The sequence below is a fragment of the Streptomyces sp. NPDC058246 genome, assembly GCF_042881985.1.
GTDB lineage: Bacteria > Actinomycetota > Actinomycetes > Streptomycetales > Streptomycetaceae > Streptomyces.
This window is the reverse complement of record NZ_JBHVWZ010000006.1, coordinates 243,648-261,198: the sequence shown is the minus strand read 5'-3', so window position 1 is coordinate 261,198 and position 17,551 is coordinate 243,648. Positions and strand designations below refer to the sequence as shown.

Here is a 17,551-nt window from a genome sequence, read left to right as displayed (position 1 = left end):
TCCGCACCCGGAGCGCTTAGAACCGTGTCGTCTGCACCGGATTCCGGTCGTCGCCGCTGACCAGAAAGAGGCTCAGTCGGCCGTGGGAGCGGCCCGTGACCGCCAGTCCCTCGAGATTGTCGAGGAGGGGGCTCGGGCCGCGGCCGCTTGGCCTGGGCGCCCAGTGAAGGGCGGTTCACCAGGTCGGCGAGGAGGGTCCTGCGGACCAGGCGTACGCCGTCCCGGCCGGACAGGGTCGAGATGCCGCTGGGGTCCGTGGCGTGCCGCGGGTCCGCCAGATGGAGCCGGACGGTGTTGCCGACGCCCGAGGTGAAGCCGCGCTCCAGGACGAGCAGGCGGCCGTCGGGCATGGCGGTGGCCTCGGACACGCCGAGACCGGTGTCGGTGCGGTAGCCGTACTGGGCGCCGAGGCCGAAGGAACTTCCCTGATGACGCTGCCGTGATCCCGAGCAGGACAGGGTCCATCAGCTCGACCAGGTGCGCATGCTCGCGGTGCGCCCACACCGTCCAACCAGGCCCCCGAGTTGCCCAGCTCGTGAGCGACCGCGACGGCGTCGGCAGGGTTGGTGATCACCTCGTCGCAGTGACGGCAGACGCGCGCGCTCACGACGCATCGCCCCAGCGGTGACACGTGCAGCCGCAGCGCCGGCCCAGGAGGATGCCCTTCGAATGCGGCAGCGGCACGTCCTCGGTCTGTCTGCACTCGGTGTGCAGATCTTCGTACCCCGCCCGCTTCGCGAGCGTGCACTCTGCTGACAGGGCGGCAGCCTCAGCGGTCGACGTGCTCACGGCCACTCACCCCGGCTCCGGGCGTTGGCGAGTGCCACGCCGGACGCCAGTCGCTCCGCCTGCGTGGGAGGGCGCAGGGGGCCGTGAGCGTCCCACTCGCGGCCACCGCCCAGCGGCTTGAGCTGCCAGTGAGGCCCGACGTGATCGACGGCCTCGCCGATCTTGTGGGTGCCCTCGTCGTAGACCAGATCACCGGGCTCCGGCTCATACTCGCTCATGCGCACCCCCGGCGGAGGACGTCGGCGAGGTTCAGCGCGACGTCGGCGCGCACCCGCCCCAGGTTGATCAGATTCAGGGCCGGGGAGGCCATGTCGGCTCCCAGGGACGGCAGGACGATCCCCGCCGCCGTCAATGCTCCACGCAGCACCTCGACCGCATCGGCGGCTTCGGTCGTGCCCGACTTCTGTGCAGTGGTCATGAACTCAGCGTTGGCCTGCGGCAGTTCTGGCCGCCAGAGATATTCGCCATTATTCTCAGGTATCTACGACTTATGCCCGAGGATTCTCACGCAGCGTCAGGGAGGCCCTAGTCGGCCGGACAGTCCGGCGACAAGCTGATCAACATAGAGCACGGCCCGACGAGGGAGGGGCGCATGACGCGCAACATCCGCTTCAACGGCACCGGCAGCGGCGACACCGGCTGCCCGTCGATCCACGAGGACGTCGACACCGGTGAGGTGATCGTGCACGGGCCGCCGCTGACCGAACCCGAGGACCTCGCTCAGCTCCAGCACCTCGGTGCTGACGAGGTGGCCGTGATCGTCCCCCGTGAACTCATCACCGACTGGGCTCCCAAGGACGCGACCCGGCAGGCGAAGATCATCGATCTCGCCGCCTTCAACCGGCTGTTCGAGAACTTCGAGCACACCGCCTGGCGACTGGAGACCCGGCGCCGGTACGCGTCCGACGAGTCGACCGAGACCTACGCGCAATTCGTCGCCGAGGGCCGTGTCGACTGGGACATGAGCTCCTGGTACTGCGAGACGATCAGGCGCCAGACCGGCGAGGGGAAGACGGTCGCCCGCGTCCGGCTGATCGACGACCCGGCGACCACCGGGCAGCGCTACCTGATGATCAATGCTGAGCGGAACACCGAACTCGGGGAGGACATCCGGACTCTGCGCCGAGAGGACGGCGACCGGCTGCGGCTCGGCAACGAAGACTTCTGGATCTTCGACTCGCGATTGGTCACCCGGCTCAACTTCACCGAGGCCGATGAGCTCACCGACGTGGAGCTGATCACCGAACCGGCCGAGGTGATCAGGTACGCGATGCTCCGGGACGCGGCCTGGCATCACGCTGTGCCCTTCGAGCACTTGGCCACGGCCGCGACGAGCTGACCGACGAGGCGGTTACCGGTGACGACGGACTATCAGCAGGCACGCGAGGCGCTCGAGGTGCGCCTGCGAGAGCTCCGCATGTCTGCCCCCGAGGGACGTCTCACCGGTACCCGTCTCGCAGAGCTCCTCGGCTGGCCACAGCCCAAGATCTCGAAGCTGGAGAACGGCAGGCAGACCGCGACGCCGGAGGATCTTCAGGCGTGGGCAGAGGCGACCGGCCAGCCCGAGTCGTACAGCGAACTCCTGGCCCGGCTAAGGGGGTTCGAGTCGCACATCCGGTCCTGGCGGCGCCAGCTCGCCGCCGGGCATCAGCCGGTCCAGCAGACGATCGCGGCCGAGTACGAGCGCTCAGCCCTCGTGCACGGCTTCGAGAGCGTCACCGTGCCGGGCATCCTCCAGACGGCCAACTATGCCCGGCACGTGTTCAACCGGTATGCGGAGCTCCAGCGCTCGCCCCGCGACACCGAGGCCGCCGTGCGCTCACGCCTCAAGCGTCAGGAGCTCCTGTACGACGCCCGCAAGCACTTCGAGATCCTGATCGGCGAGCCGGCGCTCAGGTCGCTGATCTGTCCGCCCCCGGTGCTAGCGGCGCAGCTCGATCGCCTCGCCGGACTGGTCGGCCTCGACACCGTCCGGCTGGGGATCATCCCGTTTACGGCTTCGCTGAAGATCCCGCCGACCGGAGGCTTCTGGGTGCATGACGAGCGTCTCGTCATGGTCGAGGTCTGGCACGCCGAGCTCTGGATCGACGACGCCGACTCGATCGCGCTGTACCTGCGCACCTGGCGCACGCTCCGCGAGTCGGCCGTCTTCGGCACCGACGCTCAGAACCTGATCAGCCGAGCGCGCCGGGAGCTCAACGTGAGCTGACCCCAGCTCTGCCGGTCGGCAGAGCCGAGCCGGGTCTACCTCCGAGCCGGCGGTCACGTCAGCCTCGCGAACAACACATTCACGGCCGACTGGATCTCGGCCGAGGAACGCCGCGAGACTGCCCGGAAGATCCGGGATCTTTCGCGGCGGCCGAAAGATCAGGCCTGCTTGATGAACCGGCCGGGGTAGCCAAGGCATGCGATGAGGCGGCTGCTCACGCTCCGGGGGCAGCGGGCCCGAGGGCTAGATGGTCGAACGCCCCTGCCGCGAGGTACACAACCCAGGTCGGCGCCCCGAGCCCCCGCAGGGCGCCGATAAGCGTCGGACGCGTACAGGGTCAGCCGCGGGGCGGCACTGCCGGGAATGCCTCGCTCGGGGTGCTGGTCGGGGTGTAGCGCTGGGCGCTGGTGGTCACCGGCACGAGGTCCTTGTGGATGGCCTTGGCCACGCCCTGGATGGTGGCGACGCCGTAGTCCATGGTGCTGTTGCCGTGGGTGAGCACGGAGATCATGTAGTCGTGGCCACCGCCGTTGAAGGTGCCGATGCTGTGCACCCGCCAGCCGTGCGTGGACCGCGACAGCCAGCCGTTCTTGACGTGCACGGCCACGGAGGAGGGCGCCCCCGCCGGCGTGCCCCAGCGCTGCGAGGAGATGACCTTGCCCATCAACTTCAGGATGTACGCGCGGGAGTTGTCGCTCAGGACGGAGTTCTTGGCGGTGACCAGGGCGAGCAGCTTCTGCTCGTCGCGGACGGTGATCTGGGTGAGACCCCAGTAACCGTTCGCGCCCGGCACGGTCTGGGTCATCCCGGCGGCGGTCAGGAAGCCCTTGACCTTGGTCACACCGAGCTGCCGCCAGAGGGAGGTGGTCGCGTCGTTGTCGGACTTGGTGATCATGGCGGTGGCGAGCGTGGTCTCGCGGTCCGTCAGATACCGGTTGTGCTTCTTGGCGTCCCACAGCAGCGTGGCGAGGACGGTCACCTTCACGACGCTGGCGGAGTCGAAGGCGGTGCTGCCGCGCAGGGTGCACGTGGTCTTGGTCGCCCGGTCGTACAGACCGACGGCGACCGTCCCCTGACGACTGGCCAGCGCCGCGGTGATGTCCTTCTGCAGCTTGGTGGCCAGGCCCGCCTTGTCCGACGTACAGCTGACCGTCGGCGTCGTGGCGACGGCGGGCGCGGCGGCCACGGCGAACGGCACGATCACGCCGGCGCCGAGGCTCGCTGCGAGCACACGGGCACCCCGGGATATCCGGTGAGTCATGGAAGCTTCCCATCCCCTTGAACCGATACGAGCGCACCCGAGGCGCGCTCGCCTCCCTTGACTCGCAGAGGTGCCCGAAAGTTGTACGGGCGTTCCCATGGCGGGGGTTCGAGGGCCCGGTCGTCCGCTTGTACGACGGGTTCGGGGGACCGGGGAAGCCGGTGATACGACGCTTCGGGGGCCGGGGATGCCGGTGATACGACGGTTCGGGGGGCCGGGGCGGGCGGACTCTTACCTGGATCTCATGCATCCACAGCTCGCCCCCAGGCAGGGCACAGCCCGTGCCCATCGGACGTATGCAGGGTGCACTGGTGACATCTGCCACCGACCCACTGTCCCCGGCCCCCGGCCGCTCCGTGGCCCCCGGCGCACCGGCCGCCGAGCCTCCCCAGGGGCCGTCCCCCACACCCCACGCACCCCGCTGGTCGCTTCCCGCGCTGCTGGCGATCCTGGTGCTGGCCGGAGTCCTGTACTCCTGGAACCTCTCCTCCTCCAGCCTGAACAGCTTCTACAGCGCGGCCGTGCTCAGCGGTACGCACAGCTGGAAGGCCTGGTTCTTCGGTTCGCTCGACGCGGGCAACTTCATGACCGTCGACAAGCCACCGCTCGTCCTCATGGTCATGGGCCTGTCCTGCCGGGTGTTCGGCTACGGCACCTGGCAGATGATGCTGCCGCTGACCGGAGCCGCGCTCGGCACCATCTGGATCCTGCACTCCTCGGTGAAGCGGGTGTTCGGGCACGCCGCCGCGGCGATCGCCGCACTCGTGCTCGCGCTCACCCCGATCACCGTCGCCATCAACCGCGACAACAATCCCGACTCCCTGCTGGTCCTGCTGATGGTCGGCGGCGCGGCCCTCGCGCTGCGCGCGACGCGTGACGGCAAGCTGCTGCCGCTGCTCGGCTCGGCGGTCTGCTTCGGACTCGCCTTCAACACCAAGATGCTCCAGGGCTACATCGCCCTGCCCGTCGTCTTCGCGGTCTATCTGTACGCGGCCCGCCTCGCCCTGGTGAAGCGCCTCGTCAACCTGCTGCTCGCGGGCGTGGCGCTGGCCGTCTCCAGCTTCTGGTGGGCGGCGGCGGTGTCACTGGTGCCCGCCTCCGACCGGCCGTACATCGGCGGTTCGACGGACGGCACCGCCTGGAACCTGATCATGGGCTACAACGGCCTGGGCCGGGTCTTCGGCGGCGAGGGCAACATGGGCGGCGGAGGCGGCGGTGGCGGAGGCGGAGGCTTCTCCGGCGCCGCGGGCATCGGCCGGATGTTCAACGACATCCTCGGCGGTCAGATCTCCTGGCTGCTGCCCTTCGCGGGCATCGCGCTCGTGGGCGGTCTGGTGCTGTGCGGCCGTGCGCCGCGCACCGACCTCACGCGTGCCGCGCTGGTGCTCTGGGGCGGCTGGACCGCGCTGCACTACCTGACCTTCGCGATGGCCGAGGGGACCATGCACCCGTACTACACGACCGCCCTCGCCCCCGGCATCGCGGCGCTGTGCGGAGGCGGCGGCGTCCTGCTGCTGCGCGCGTTCCGCGCCGACAAGCGATGGGTGTGGGTCCTGCCCCTCGCCCTCGGCGCCACCGGCATCTGGTCGATCGTGCTGCTGCGCCGGGCCTCCGGCTGGCAGACCTGGCTGTGGCCGACCGTCGCGGTCGTCATGGCGCTCGCCATCGCGGGCCTGCTGGTCTTCCGCTCCGGACGGCGCATCCAGCTGTTCGCGGCCGCCGTGGCGGCCGCCGTCGTCGCGTCCGTCGCGGGTCCCGCCGCGTACGCCGCCTCGGTGCCCTCGGGTTCGGGCGGCGGCATGGGCGGCACCAACCCCACGGCCGGGCCGGCCACGGGCGGGCGCGGCGGCTTCGGCGGCGGGGGCCCGGGCGGCCTCGCCCGCGGCAACGCCGGGAACGGCGGCGGCCTGGGCAACGGCGAGCTGCCGGGCGGCACCCAGCAGGGCGGCCAGGGCGGCGGCCAAGCAGGCGCCCGACAGGGCGGCGGGAACGGCCGGATGGGTATGCCGCCGAGCGGTGCGCCCGGCGGCGGTGCGGTGGCCGGCGGCGGGACGGGTACGCCCCCGAACGGCGCCGGCGGCGCGGGCGGCATCGGTGGCGCCACCGGCCGGCGCGGCGGCTTCGGCGGCGGCGGAATGGGAGGCGGCGCGAACAGCGAGCTGATCACATACCTGGAGAAGCACCGGGACGGCGCCACCTGGCTGCTCGCGGTGTCCGGTTCGCAGAGCGCCTCGGCGCTGATCGTGAGCAGCGGACAGCCCGTCATCTCCATGTGGGGCTGGACCGGCACCGACAAGGCGATGACCCTCGCCAAGCTCAAGGAGCTGGTGAAGAAGGGCGAGTTGCACTACATCCAGCTCGGCGGCGGCATGGGCGGCGGCCGGGGCGGCACCGACAGCGTCAGCTCCGACGTCACGGCCTGGGTGCAGAAGCACGGTACGGCGGTGCAGGAGAGCGCCTACAGCAAGAGCGCGACCTCCTCGACCGGCTCCAGCGGCAGCTCCGGCTCCAGCTCCGGGGCCGCGTCCGACTCCAACTCGCAGGCGCAGGACGGCCAGACGTCGTCGCTCTACCGTCTGGACCCTTCGGACCTCGACTGACGTGGTTCGACCGCGTAGGCCGAACGCCCACGCGCACGGCGGCCCCCGACCGAGCACCCCTCGGTCGGGGGCCGCAGCGGTATGCCGCCTCGCACGCACATGGCGCACAAATCACGTGCGCACCAAGCGACTTGCCGGTTCCCGACACACAACCGACCCCTCCCGTTCACGCGCCGAAACACATGTCCATGTCACGATCCGGTCGACCGCTCATTCAACCCGCGTAGAACGGACGTCCCCACATGCCCGCCACGCACAGACGCCACTGGAAGACGCTGGCGCTGACCACCTCCGCCGTGCTCGTCGGCCTCACGCTGCCGACGGTCACCGCGACCTCCGCGAGCGCCACGACCACCACGTACGACAGCACGTACTACAAGAACGCGGTCGGCAAGACGGGCACGAGCCTGAAGTCCTCGCTGCACACGATCATCAGCAGCCAGACCAAGATCTCGTACTCCGCGGTCTGGAACGCGCTCATGGTCACCGACCAGGACCCGAACAACAGCAACAACGTGATCCTGCTGTACAGCGGCACCTCGCGAGCCAAGTCCCTCAACGGCGGCGACGTCGGCGACTGGAACCGCGAGCACACGTGGGCCAAGTCGCACGGCGACTTCGGCGAGGCGACCGGTCCCGGCACGGACCTGCACCACCTGCGTCCCGCGGACGTCCAGGTCAACAGCATTCGTGGCAACAAGGACTTCGACAACGGCGGCAGCACGGTCAGCGGCGGGGGCGGCAGCCTCACCGACTCCGACTCGTTCGAGCCGCGCGACGCGGACAAGGGCGACGTGGCCCGCATGATCCTCTATATGGCCGTGCGGTACGAGGGCGACGACGGCTGGGCCGACCTCGAACCCAACGAGAAGGTGAACAACGGCAGCAACCCGTACATCGGGAAGCTCTCCGTCCTCAAGGAGTGGAACGACGAGGACCCGCCGAGCGCCTTCGAGGAGAAGCGCAATCAGGTCATCTACGACAGCTACCAGCACAACCGCAACCCGTTCGTCGACCACCCGGAGTGGGTGGAGGCGATCTGGTAGCGGTCGGCCGGCAGCCGGTCGCTCGTCGTCTTTCGGCAGCCGGTCGCTCGTCGTCTCCCGGCAGTCGGTCCCGTCTCCCGGCGGTAAGTCCCGTTCCCCGGAAGTGAGTCCCGCCTCCCGGCGGTCAGTCCCCCAGGTGCGTCGGGGCGAACATCCGCAGCACCGCCGGGAGCAGCACCACCGAAGGGCCGGGCGCGGCCAGGGCCTTGGAGAGGTCCTCTTCGAGGGTCTCCGGGGTCGTGCGCACGGCCGGCACCCCGAAGGACTCGGAGAGGGCGACGTAGTCGGGGCGGGCGAGTTCGGTGGCCGTCGCCTGGCCGAAGGTGTCGGTCATGTACTCGCGGAGGATGCCGTAGCCGCCGTCGTCGACGATGAGCCAGGTGACGTTCAGGCCGTACTGCTTGGCCGTGGCCAGTTCGGCGATCGAGTACAACGCGCCCCCGTCGCCCGAGACCGCGAGGACCGGGCGGCTCGGGTCGGCCGCCGCCGCGCCGAGGGCCGCCGGGAAGCCGTAGCCGAGGCCGCCCGCGCCCTGCGCGGAGTGCATGGTGTTGGAGCGGCGGGGGTCGAAGGCGGACCAGGCCCAGTAGGCGAGGATCGTCATGTCCCAGAAGGACGGGGAGTCGTCGGGGAGGGCGCGGCGCACCGACGCCAGCACGTCCTGCTCCAGGGTGAGTTCCTGGGCGGCGATGCGCTCGGAGACCTTCGACAGCACCGTGCGGACGCGGTCCTCGGCCGTCGGATCCGTGCGCTCCTCGACCGTCTCAAAGAGCGCCTGCAAGGCCAGTCGCGCGTCGGCGTGGATGCCGAGCGCCGGGTGGTTGGACTCCAGCTTGCCGAGGTCGGCCTCGATCTGGACGACCCGGCCGCGGGGCTTGAACGTGTGGTAGTTCGAGGAGAGTTCGCCGAGGCCCGAGCCGACGACCAGGAGGACGTCGGCGTCCTCCAGGAAGTCCGTCGTGTGGCGGTCCTCCAGCCAGGACTGGAGGGAGAGCGGGTGTTCCCAGGGGAAGGCGCCCTTGCCGCCGAAGGTGGTGACGACGGGGGCCCGCAGCTTCTCCGCCAGCGCCCTCAGCTTCCCGGACGCGTCCGACCGTACGACACCGCCGCCCGCGATGATCGCGGGGCGCTCGGCGCGGGACAGCAAGTCGGCGGCCACAGCGGTGAGTTCGGGGCGCGGGACGACCTCCTCCGGGGTCGCGTCCATGGCCGTCACCACCGGCAGGCGGGTCTCGGCGAGGAGGACGTCCTGCGGGATCTCCACCCACACCGGGCCGTGCGGAGCGGTCAGCGCCGACTCCCAGGCGGCCGCGATGGCGGACGGGATCTGGGACTGCGTACGGACCGTGTGGACCGACTTCACCACGCCCCTGAACGACGCCTGCTGGTCCGGGAGTTCGTGCAGATAGCCGTGGCGCCCGCCGCCGAGTCCGGCGGTGGGGACCTGGCTGCTGATGGCCAGGACGGGGGCGGAGGCGGCGGCCGCCTCCTGGAGCGCGGCGAGCGAGGTGAGCGCCCCCGGGCCGGTGGACAGCAGCAGCGGGGCCGCCTCGCCGGTGATCCGTCCGTACGCGTCCGCCGCGAAACCGGCGTTGTTCTCGACGCGCAGACCGACGTAGCGCAGCGCGGACCGGCGCAGGGCGTCGAACATGCCGAGCGCGTGCTGGCCGGGCAGTCCGAAGACGGTCGTCGCGCCGAGACCGGAAAGGGTCTCCACGACCAGGTCTCCGCCGTTGCGGCCGGGGGGCGGGTTCAGCGCGGCCTCCGTCTGGGCCTCCGACGGACGGAGCACCAGGTCGTGGTCGTGGGTCACTTGTTCCGGGCCTCCGCGATCTGACGGGACATGATGGTGGTGAGCTCGTACGCCGTGTGGGACGCGGCGACGGCGGTGATCTCGGCGTGGTCGTAGGCGGGCGCGACCTCGACGACGTCGGCCGAGACGAGGTTGCAGGACGCAAGGCCGCGCAGGATCTCCAGGAGTTCGCGGGAGGTCATGCCGCCCGCCTCCGGCGTGCCGGTGCCGGGCGCGTGCGCCGGGTCGAGGCAGTCGATGTCGATGGAGATGTAGAGCGGGCGGTCGCCGATGCGCTGGCGCAGCTGGTCGGCCACCTCGTCGGCGCCGCGGCGGTAGATGTCCGCCGAGGTGACGATGCCGAAGCCCATCTTCTCGTCGTCGGTGAGGTCCTGCTTGCCGTAGAGCGGGCCACGGGTGCCGACGTGGGAGAGGGCCGAGGTGTCGAGGATGCCCTCCTCGACCGCGCGACGGAACGGGGTGCCGTGGGTGTACTCGGCGCCGAAGTACGTGTCCCAGGTGTCGAGGTGCGCGTCGAAGTGGAGCAGCGCGACCGGGCCGTGCTTCTTGGCGACCGAGCGCAGCAGCGGCAGCGCGATGGTGTGGTCGCCGCCGAGGGTCATCAGCCGGGCGCCGGTGCCGAGCAGCTCGTCGGCCGCCGCCTCGACGGTCTCGACGGCCTCGTTGATGTTGAACGGGTTCGCCGCGATGTCACCGGCGTCCGCGACCTGCGCGAGGGCGAAGGGGGAGGCGTCCTGCGCGGGGTTGTAGGGGCGCAGCAGCCGGGACGCCTCGCGGATCGCGTTGCCGCCGAAGCGGGCGCCCGGCCGGTACGAGACACCGGAGTCGAACGGCACGCCGACCACGGCGACATCGGCGGAGCCGACCTCGTCGAGGCGCGGCAGCCGGGCGAAGGTCGCGGGGCCCGCGTACCGCGGGATGCGGGACGAGTCGACGGGGCCACGGGGCGTCTCGTTGCTGCTCATGGTGGGGTGCCTTCTTTCCTACGCTTCATCGCGTACGTACCGCGGCTACCGCCCTGCCGGCTGTACCGCTATGTACGGCTATGTGTAACTACTACGACTCTACTGGTGAGCCGGGACCGGTTCGGACAAGGGTTCGGCGCTGCGGCCCGCGAGCCGATCGCGCCAGGCGGCCAGCACCGCCGCGTCGGTGGCGGGGGTGGCCAGGGAGACGGCCACGTACACGACCAGCGAGGAGAGCAGCCCGTAGTAGACGGGCTCGTTCGCCAGGATGCCGTACGTCGCCATCAGGCCGATGACCGCGAGGCCGCCGACCACGACGGAGGCGAGCGCGCCCTGCGCGGTGCCGCGCTTCCACAGCAGACCACCGAGGATCGGGACGAGCAGGCCGCCGACGAGCAGGTTGTACGCGACGGTCAGCGCCTCGACGACGTTGTTGAGGGCGATGGCCGTACAGATCACCGCGATGCCCATCACCAGGATGAAGACCCGGTTGCCCTTGACCTCGTCGTGCTCCTCGCCCTGCGGCCGGACGGCTCCGCGCAGCTGCGACCAGATGTCGTTGTTGGCGACCGTGGCGCAGGCGATGAGGGCGCCGGAGGAGGTGGACATCACGGCCGCGAGGGCGGCGGCGAGCACCAAGCCCCGTACGCCGACCGGGAGTTCGTCCTTGACGATGGTCGCGAAGGCGGTGTCGGCGCTGGGCAGCGTCGGGTACAGGACCTTGGCCGCGGTACCGATGACGGCGCCGGCGAGGGCGTACACCAGGCAGTAGGTGCCGGCGACCGTGCCACCCCACTTCGCCGTGGTGTCGCCGCGCGCGGTGAACACGCGCTGCCAGATGTCCTGCCCGATGAGCATGCCGAACGTGTAGATCAGCACATAGGTGAAGATCGTCTCGCCGCCGATGCCGAGCGGGTCGAAGTAGGTGGTGGGCAGCTTGGCCTTCATCTCACTGAACCCACCGGCCTTGACGACGGCGATGGGGAGGAGAAGCAGCAGCACGCCGATCGTCTTCACGACGAACTGCACCATGTCGGTGAGGGTGATCGACCACATGCCGCCGAGCGTCGAGTACGCGACGACGATCGAGCCGCCGAGGATGATCGCGAGCGTCCGGTTCATGTCGAAGAGGACGTCGAAGATCGTGGCGTACGCGATGGTCGAGGTGACCGCGAGCATCAGGGTGTACGCCCACATGACGACGCCGGAGATGACACCGGCCCGGCCGCCGTATCTGAGGTCCAGCATCTCGGAGACGGTGTAGACCTTCAGGCGGGCGATGCGGGCGGAGAAGAAGACGGAGAGGGCGAGGAGCCCGAGGCCGATGGTGAACACCATCCAGGCGCCGGAGAGCCCGTACTGGTAGCCGAGCCCGACGCCGCCGATGGTGGACGCGCCGCCGAGGACGATCGCGGCCATGGTGCCGGAGTACATGACGGGACCGAGCCGCCGCCCCGCCACGAGGAAATCACTCTTGGACTTGGCGCGGCGCATGCCCCACCAGCCCATGGCCAGCATGCCGGCCAGATAGACGACGATCACTGTGTAGTCGACGGCCATGTGGGGCCTCCTTCGCGCACTCTCGGTGGCGTGTCGTGCAGATGGGGACGCGGTCGGCGGGTGGGGGCCGCCCGACCGGGCAGGTCGGCAGCTGCTCGCGGGGACATCCGCCCGTACCCGCGGCTGCCGACGGCACTGACCCTAGGTGGCTGGAAAGCGACTCTGAAGTGTACGTTTCATCCACCGCCACCGAACCGGATGGAGAGAACGTCCACCATGCCGGACACATCCGCCCCACCTGTCCGTCCCGTCCCGCCCACCCCACCGGTCCCGCTCTCCGCGCTCCTGGCCCGGGAGGACCTGGGCCTGCGCCGGATCGCGGGCCCGTCGGACCCCGACACGGTGATCCACTGGGCGCACACGTCGGAGATGGCCGACCCGTACCCCTACCTGCTGGGCGGCGAGCTGCTGCTGACCGCCGGGGTCCACATCCCCGAGGCGGCGGGCTCGGGTACGTACTTCGACGACTACGTCTCCCGGATCGTCGCGGCGGGCGGCGCGGCCCTCGGCTTCGGCCTCGCCCCGGTCCACGACACGGTTCCGCGCGCGCTGGCCGAGGCCTGCGACACCTACGGCCTCCCGCTGCTGGAAGTCCCGCCCCAGACGACGTTCTCCGGCGTGGCCCGCGCCGTGTGGCAGTTGATGGCCCAGGCCCGCCTGGCCGAACTGCGCCGCGTGACAGAGGCCCAACAGAGCCTGGCAGCGGCCGCGGCCCGCCCGGACCCGGTACCGGCGGTGCTACGGCAGCTGGCCCAGCGGGTGGGGGGCCGGGCGGTGCTGTACGGACCGGACGGGGCGGAGCTGGCGGAAGCGGGGCGGATGCCGTGGCCGAACGGCACGGGAACGCCGACGCCCACCGGGCAGCCCCCGACCGAGCAGCACCCGGCCGGACAGCGCCCAGCCGCGCCGTCGCCCGCCGCGCCTTCGCCCACCGGGCAATCCCCGACCGGACAGCGCCCAGCCGGGCAGGCCCCGGTCGCGCCGTCGCCGGCCGGGCAGATCTCAGCAACACAGCACCCAGCCGGGCCATCGCCCACCGGACCGTCGCCCGCCAGGCAATCCCCGACCGGACAGCCCGCAGCCGGGCAGGCCCCGGTCGCGACGGCGCCCGCCGGGCAGACCCCAGCCACACAGCACCCGGTCGCGCAGCCCCCAGTCATGCAGGCCCTCGCCGAGCTGGCCAGGGTGGTGCGGCCGGGGGATGCCCAGGGACCCACGCCGTCCTCCGCCACCGACTCGGTCGGTGGCACACATCTCGCCGCGTACGCCCTCGGGAGCGGCCAGGGCTTTGTGCTCGGGGTGGCGGCGCCGCGCCGGGACCCCGGGGACCACACCATCGCCTCCGTCGCGGCCGTGCTGCTCTCCCTGCTCACCGGGGAGCAGCAGAGCGGCAGCGGGGCCGCGCGCTCGGCGGCGCTGGTGCGGCTGCTGCTCGGGGCGGCACCGGAGGACGTGGCGCCGCTCCTCGGCGGCGAGCGGTGGATCGTCGTGCACGCCCGGCCCGCGGGGGACGGCCCCGCGCCGGACGCCGTCTCCGCGTCCGCGCTGGGGGCGGCGCTGGGCTCCGTACTGGTGGACGCCGGCGGCGACGTCGTACGCGTCCTCGTCTCCGGCGAGCGCGAGCCCACCGCGCAGCCGGGCTGGACGTGCGGGGTCAGCGCGGCCGTCGGCCCGCACGAGTGGGCGGCCGCCGACACCCAGGCGGCCCGCGCCCTGGCCCGTGCCCGGGCGACACGGGCGGCGCTCGTCCGCCACGGTGAGCGCCCCGCCCTGGCGGACCTGGTCCCCCCGGCGGACGCCGAGGCCCACGCCCGTGCCCTCCTCGCCCCCATCGCCGCCACCCCGGCCCTCACCGAGACCCTCCGCACCTGGCTGTCCCTGCACGGCAGTTGGGACCGCACGGCCGTGGCCCTCTCGGTCCACCGCAACACGGTCCGCCAACGCATCGCGCGGTGTGCGACGTTGCTGGGGGCGGATCTCGACGACGCCGATGTGCGGATGGAGTTGTGGTTCGCGTTGCGGGAGGGATGATGGGCTGCGGGGTCGCGAGGTCGCGAGGCAAGCCTTCCAAGTGACCGAGTCCGGTGGGCCGGTGGGAAGCGTCTGCACCGGTCGGTGGTGACGAGGCAACCGGGCCCAGTTGGAGACTTCGCCGCGGAGCGGCGGGGAGCGTCCGCACCGGGCGGCGGTGACGAGGCAGCCGGGGCCCACCCGGCCCCGTACCCCCGAGTGACCCGTGTCCCAGCGCTCGGGACACCGGGCCGCCGAGGGGAGCTCACCGGCACAATGGGGAGCATGCCGATACCCGGGACCCCCAGCCGCGCCGAGCTCGTCGACCACCTTGTACGGACCCGTATCGCGGGCGATGTCGCCACGCCCCGCGAGAACAACCTCTCCCACTACCGCAAGCTCGCGAACGGCGACCGCAATTTCTGGCTCGGCCTCGAGCTCGGTGACCGCTGGACCGACGAGCAGGACGTACTCGCGGTGATGGCGGAGCGGTGCGGCGTGAGCGACGACCCGGAGTACCGGTACGGGCAGGACACCATCGACCCGGAGCTGACGCTGGACGGGCTGGAGCGGGCGGCGGCGCGGCTGCGCAAGGCGGCGGACGGCGAGCAGCGGGTGCTGTTCGCGACGGGGCACCCGGGTGGCCTGCTCGACGTGCACCGCGCCACCGCCGCCGCGCTGCGCGCCGCCGGCTGCGAGATCGTCGTCATCCCGGACGGCTTGCAGACCGACGAGGGGTACGTCTTCCAGTTCGCGGACGTCGCCGTGCTGGAGCACGGAGCCACGCTGTGGCACACGCACTCGGGCGAGCCGATGCGTGCGATCCTCACCGGCCTGGATCGCGAGGGGCGGCCGCTGCCCGACCTGGTCGTCGCCGACCACGGGTGGGCCGGCTGCGCCGGTCAGCACGGCCTCGACTCCATCGGCTACGCCGACTCCAACGACCCCGCCCTCTTCCTCGCCGAGGCCGAAGGGACCGTCCAGGTGACGATCCCCCTCGACGACCACGTCAAGAGCCCCCGGTTCTACGACCCGATGACGGCCTACCTGCTGGCCCAGGCGGGCCTGGCCTAGAGACGTCCCAGGACGCCCAGGACGCCCGGAGACGCCCAGGACGCCCGGAGACGCCCAGGTCGCCTGGAGACACCCCGGGTCGCCTAGAGACCGGCGATCGACGCGGGGGCTCGCTCGGTGCGGGCGAGCCCCCGGATCACCTCCACCGTCCCGTGCCGCCGCACCGCGAGCCGCGCCAGCAGCTCGACCACCGGCGCCGTCACCCGCTCGGGGAAGTCCGGGGTCGGCAGCCCCACGCTGTACGCCAAGTCGTCGGCGTGGACGACGAGTTCGAGCAGCCGGGTGAGCAGGAAGTCGTCGAGGTCGAGGGACCAGTCGCCCCAGGACCGCACCCGGATCGGCCGGCCGGCCCGCACGGTGGGCAGTTCCTCCCGCAGCCGCGCCACCGTGTCCCGCACCCGCGCCACGAGCACCTCGTGCCCGTCCGCCGCCGTGGCATCCCCGCCACGCCGGATCCGTACATTGACCGCGCCGTCGACGCCGGCGTCCAGCCAGGTCACCCGCTCCAGGTAGTACTCCCGCAGCGACACCACCGGCTCCACGGGCTCCGGCTCCGCCAGCAGCTCCGGAAGGGCCAGCTCCTGCCAGGCGAGGTGCCCCGCCAGTCCCCCGACGCCGAAGTCCGGCAGCGCGCTGGGCTTGTCCCAGGCGGCGGCGACGGCGGGCTCCGCCAGCAGCCCGGCGACGGTCCCGGCCGCCTCCAGAAAGGCCTCCCGGATCCGCCCGCCACGCCAGTTCCACGTACCGCCGTCCGCGTCCCCGTGCACATCGATGTCAGCCATGACGCCCCCTCGCTCCACTCCCTGTTCGACGTCATCCTGACGCCCGCACGGCTCCGTACCCAGGTCCAGTCCCCCAGAACCGGACCTGGGTGTCAGCCGGCCGGCTTGTGCGTCTCCTCGGGGACCTGCGGCCCGGTGGTGGACGTGTTCGTCCAGCCGGCCAGGAAGTCGATGGCTTCGGCGGAGGGAAGGCGGGTTCGGGGGTGTAGACGACGAGGGTCTGCTCGGGGTCGCCCTCCAGGGCGCGGGCGACGGCCTCCAGGACGGCCTGGGAGACGCCTTGGGTACGGCCCCGCTCCGGGCGGATGCAGTAGTCGACGCCGACCCCGGCAAGCTGGGCGACCTCCTCGCGACGCAGCCCCGGCACCCGGCGGGCGCCCGGATGCGGCGCGACGCCCCCGGGCGGGGGCCTGCGGCTCACCGGAATCCGTCCGTCCAGGAGCGCGCCGGACGTCCGCACGTCACGGCCAGGGACTCAACCCCTCCGTCCGCCGCTGCGCATACCCCGGTGTCGGGTCCAGATACACCCGGGTCACCGCCGGGAAGGCCTCCCGCAGCCGCTGCTCGGCCTGTTCGCAGGCCCACTCGATCTGTGCGGCGGTCGACACGTCCCGGAAGTCGACCTTGGCGGCGACCAGCGCCTCGCGCGGGCCCTGGACCAGGGTCGTCAGCTCCAGTACGGCCTCCACGTGCTGCACGGCGAGCAGTTCGGCGCGGATGCGCTCCCGTATCGGCTTGGGGAGCGGGCGGCCGATCAGCAGCTCCGCGTTGGAGCGGCCGAGGACCCAGGCGACGTACAGCAGGAGTGCGCCGATGCACAGGGACGCGATGCCGTCCCAGACGCCGGAGCCGGTGAGCTGCCCGCCGAGCAGGCCCCCGGCGGCGAGCACCAGACCGATCAGCGCGGCGGAGTCCTCCATGACCACGGCCTTCACGGCGGTGTCCGGCGTGTGGCGGAGGTAGCGCTTGAAGGGTGCCCCGAGGCGCGCCGCCTCGCCGCCCGCCTGGCGTACGCCGGTCCGCAGGGAGTAGCCCTCCAGGACGAACGCGATCGCGAGCACGATGTAGGAGATGAGAGGGTCGCCCAGCTTCTCGCCCGCCGCGAGGGTGTGGATGCCGTCGTAGAGGGAGAACACCGCGCCGCCCACGAAGGTGGCCACGGCCGCGAGCATCGCCCAGATGTAGCGTTCGGGGCCGTATCCGAGGGGGTGGTCCTCGTCGGCGGGTTTCTCGCTGCGCTTCAGCGCGGTGAGCAGCAGGACCTCGGTGACCGTGTCGGCCACCGAGTGCGCGGCCTCGGACAGCATCGCGCTGGACCCGCTGATCACCCCGGCGACGGCCTTCGCCAGCGCGATCCCCAGATTGGCGACGGCGGCGACGATCACCGTGAAGGTGCTCTCGCCGCCGCCGTTCGGCTCCGCTGCTCCAACTGCTTCAGCCAT

At 71.6% G+C, this 17,551-nt stretch carries 14 protein-coding genes and 1 pseudogene; 6 read left to right on the top strand and 9 right to left on the bottom strand.

Annotated elements, in window-relative coordinates; genetic code table 11:
- Positions 1 to 16 precede the first annotated feature (16 nt).
- From ACFVXA_RS11970 to ACFVXA_RS11960, 3 genes and pseudogenes are all read right to left on the bottom strand, one after another.
- Positions 17 to 434, bottom strand: a pseudogene (locus ACFVXA_RS11970) (esterase-like activity of phytase family protein); the annotation flags it as partial.
- A 351-nt stretch (positions 435 to 785) separates the two neighbouring features.
- The gene (locus ACFVXA_RS11965) at positions 786 to 1,007 is read right to left on the bottom strand and encodes a hypothetical protein (RefSeq protein WP_362017870.1); all 222 of its coding nucleotides are present in this window, start codon (positions 1,005 to 1,007) and stop codon (positions 786 to 788) included.
- Positions 1,004 to 1,207: a hypothetical protein gene (locus tag ACFVXA_RS11960; RefSeq protein WP_362017869.1), complete on the bottom strand. Its 204-nt coding sequence runs from the start codon at positions 1,205 to 1,207 to the stop codon at positions 1,004 to 1,006. The genes ACFVXA_RS11965 and ACFVXA_RS11960 overlap by 4 nt, the downstream gene beginning before the upstream one ends.
- Positions 1,208 to 1,381: 174 nt before the next feature.
- Between ACFVXA_RS11960 and ACFVXA_RS11955 the strand changes: the two genes are divergently transcribed.
- Positions 1,382 to 2,128 carry a DUF6879 family protein gene (locus ACFVXA_RS11955; RefSeq protein WP_390024814.1) on the top strand — a complete coding sequence of 249 codons (747 nt, stop codon included), beginning with the start codon at positions 1,382 to 1,384 and terminating at the stop codon, positions 2,126 to 2,128.
- Positions 2,129 to 2,146: 18 nt separating this feature from the next.
- A complete protein-coding gene (locus ACFVXA_RS11950; protein ID WP_390024812.1) occupies positions 2,147 to 2,998 on the top strand; it encodes a helix-turn-helix domain-containing protein in 852 nt (283 codons plus the stop codon).
- A 337-nt stretch (positions 2,999 to 3,335) separates the two neighbouring features.
- Here the strand turns inward: ACFVXA_RS11950 and ACFVXA_RS11945 are convergent, their stop codons facing one another.
- Positions 3,336 to 4,259, bottom strand: coding sequence for a serine hydrolase (locus tag ACFVXA_RS11945; protein ID WP_383902397.1), 924 nt, complete (start codon positions 4,257 to 4,259; stop codon positions 3,336 to 3,338).
- Between the two features lie 311 nt (positions 4,260 to 4,570).
- Here ACFVXA_RS11945 and ACFVXA_RS11940 point away from each other — a divergent pair, with 311 nt between their 5' ends.
- The gene (locus ACFVXA_RS11940) at positions 4,571 to 6,859 is read left to right on the top strand and encodes an ArnT family glycosyltransferase (RefSeq protein ID WP_390024810.1); all 2,289 of its coding nucleotides are present in this window, start codon (positions 4,571 to 4,573) and stop codon (positions 6,857 to 6,859) included.
- Positions 6,860 to 7,101: 242 nt separating this feature from the next.
- A complete protein-coding gene (locus ACFVXA_RS11935) occupies positions 7,102 to 7,905 on the top strand; it encodes an endonuclease I family protein (RefSeq protein ID WP_383734969.1) in 804 nt (267 codons plus the stop codon).
- A 124-nt stretch (positions 7,906 to 8,029) separates the two neighbouring features.
- On the opposite strand, the gene ACFVXA_RS11930 is transcribed toward ACFVXA_RS11935, so the two are convergent.
- The 3 genes from ACFVXA_RS11930 to ACFVXA_RS11920 form a co-directional block, all read right to left on the bottom strand.
- Entirely contained in the window at positions 8,030 to 9,718 is a 1,689-nt protein-coding gene (locus ACFVXA_RS11930) for a thiamine pyrophosphate-binding protein (RefSeq protein ID WP_390024808.1), read from the bottom strand.
- On the bottom strand, positions 9,715 to 10,683 hold the full coding sequence (gene speB / locus ACFVXA_RS11925) for an agmatinase (protein ID WP_362017862.1): 969 nt from the start codon (positions 10,681 to 10,683) through the stop codon (positions 9,715 to 9,717). Before speB ends, ACFVXA_RS11930 begins: the two co-directional genes overlap by 4 nt.
- Positions 10,684 to 10,782: 99 nt before the next feature.
- The gene (locus ACFVXA_RS11920) at positions 10,783 to 12,243 is read right to left on the bottom strand and encodes a sodium:solute symporter (RefSeq protein WP_390024806.1); all 1,461 of its coding nucleotides are present in this window, start codon (positions 12,241 to 12,243) and stop codon (positions 10,783 to 10,785) included.
- A 216-nt stretch (positions 12,244 to 12,459) separates the two neighbouring features.
- Between ACFVXA_RS11920 and ACFVXA_RS11915 the strand changes: the two genes are divergently transcribed.
- Together ACFVXA_RS11915 and ACFVXA_RS11910 are read left to right on the top strand one after the other, a co-directional pair.
- Positions 12,460 to 14,274 (top strand): PucR family transcriptional regulator ligand-binding domain-containing protein, encoded by a 1,815-nt coding sequence (locus ACFVXA_RS11915; RefSeq protein WP_390024804.1) that lies wholly within the window; start codon positions 12,460 to 12,462, stop codon positions 14,272 to 14,274.
- 264 nt (positions 14,275 to 14,538) lie between these two features.
- On the top strand, positions 14,539 to 15,327 hold the full coding sequence (locus ACFVXA_RS11910) for a phosphatase (protein WP_390024802.1): 789 nt from the start codon (positions 14,539 to 14,541) through the stop codon (positions 15,325 to 15,327).
- An 83-nt stretch (positions 15,328 to 15,410) separates the two neighbouring features.
- On the opposite strand, the gene ACFVXA_RS11905 is transcribed toward ACFVXA_RS11910, so the two are convergent.
- Together ACFVXA_RS11905 and ACFVXA_RS11900 are read right to left on the bottom strand one after the other, a co-directional pair.
- On the bottom strand, positions 15,411 to 16,109 hold the full coding sequence (locus tag ACFVXA_RS11905) for a maleylpyruvate isomerase N-terminal domain-containing protein (RefSeq protein ID WP_390024800.1): 699 nt from the start codon (positions 16,107 to 16,109) through the stop codon (positions 15,411 to 15,413).
- 461 nt (positions 16,110 to 16,570) lie between these two features.
- On the bottom strand, positions 16,571 to 17,551 hold the full coding sequence (locus ACFVXA_RS11900; protein WP_384396201.1) for a cation diffusion facilitator family transporter: 981 nt from the start codon (positions 17,549 to 17,551) through the stop codon (positions 16,571 to 16,573).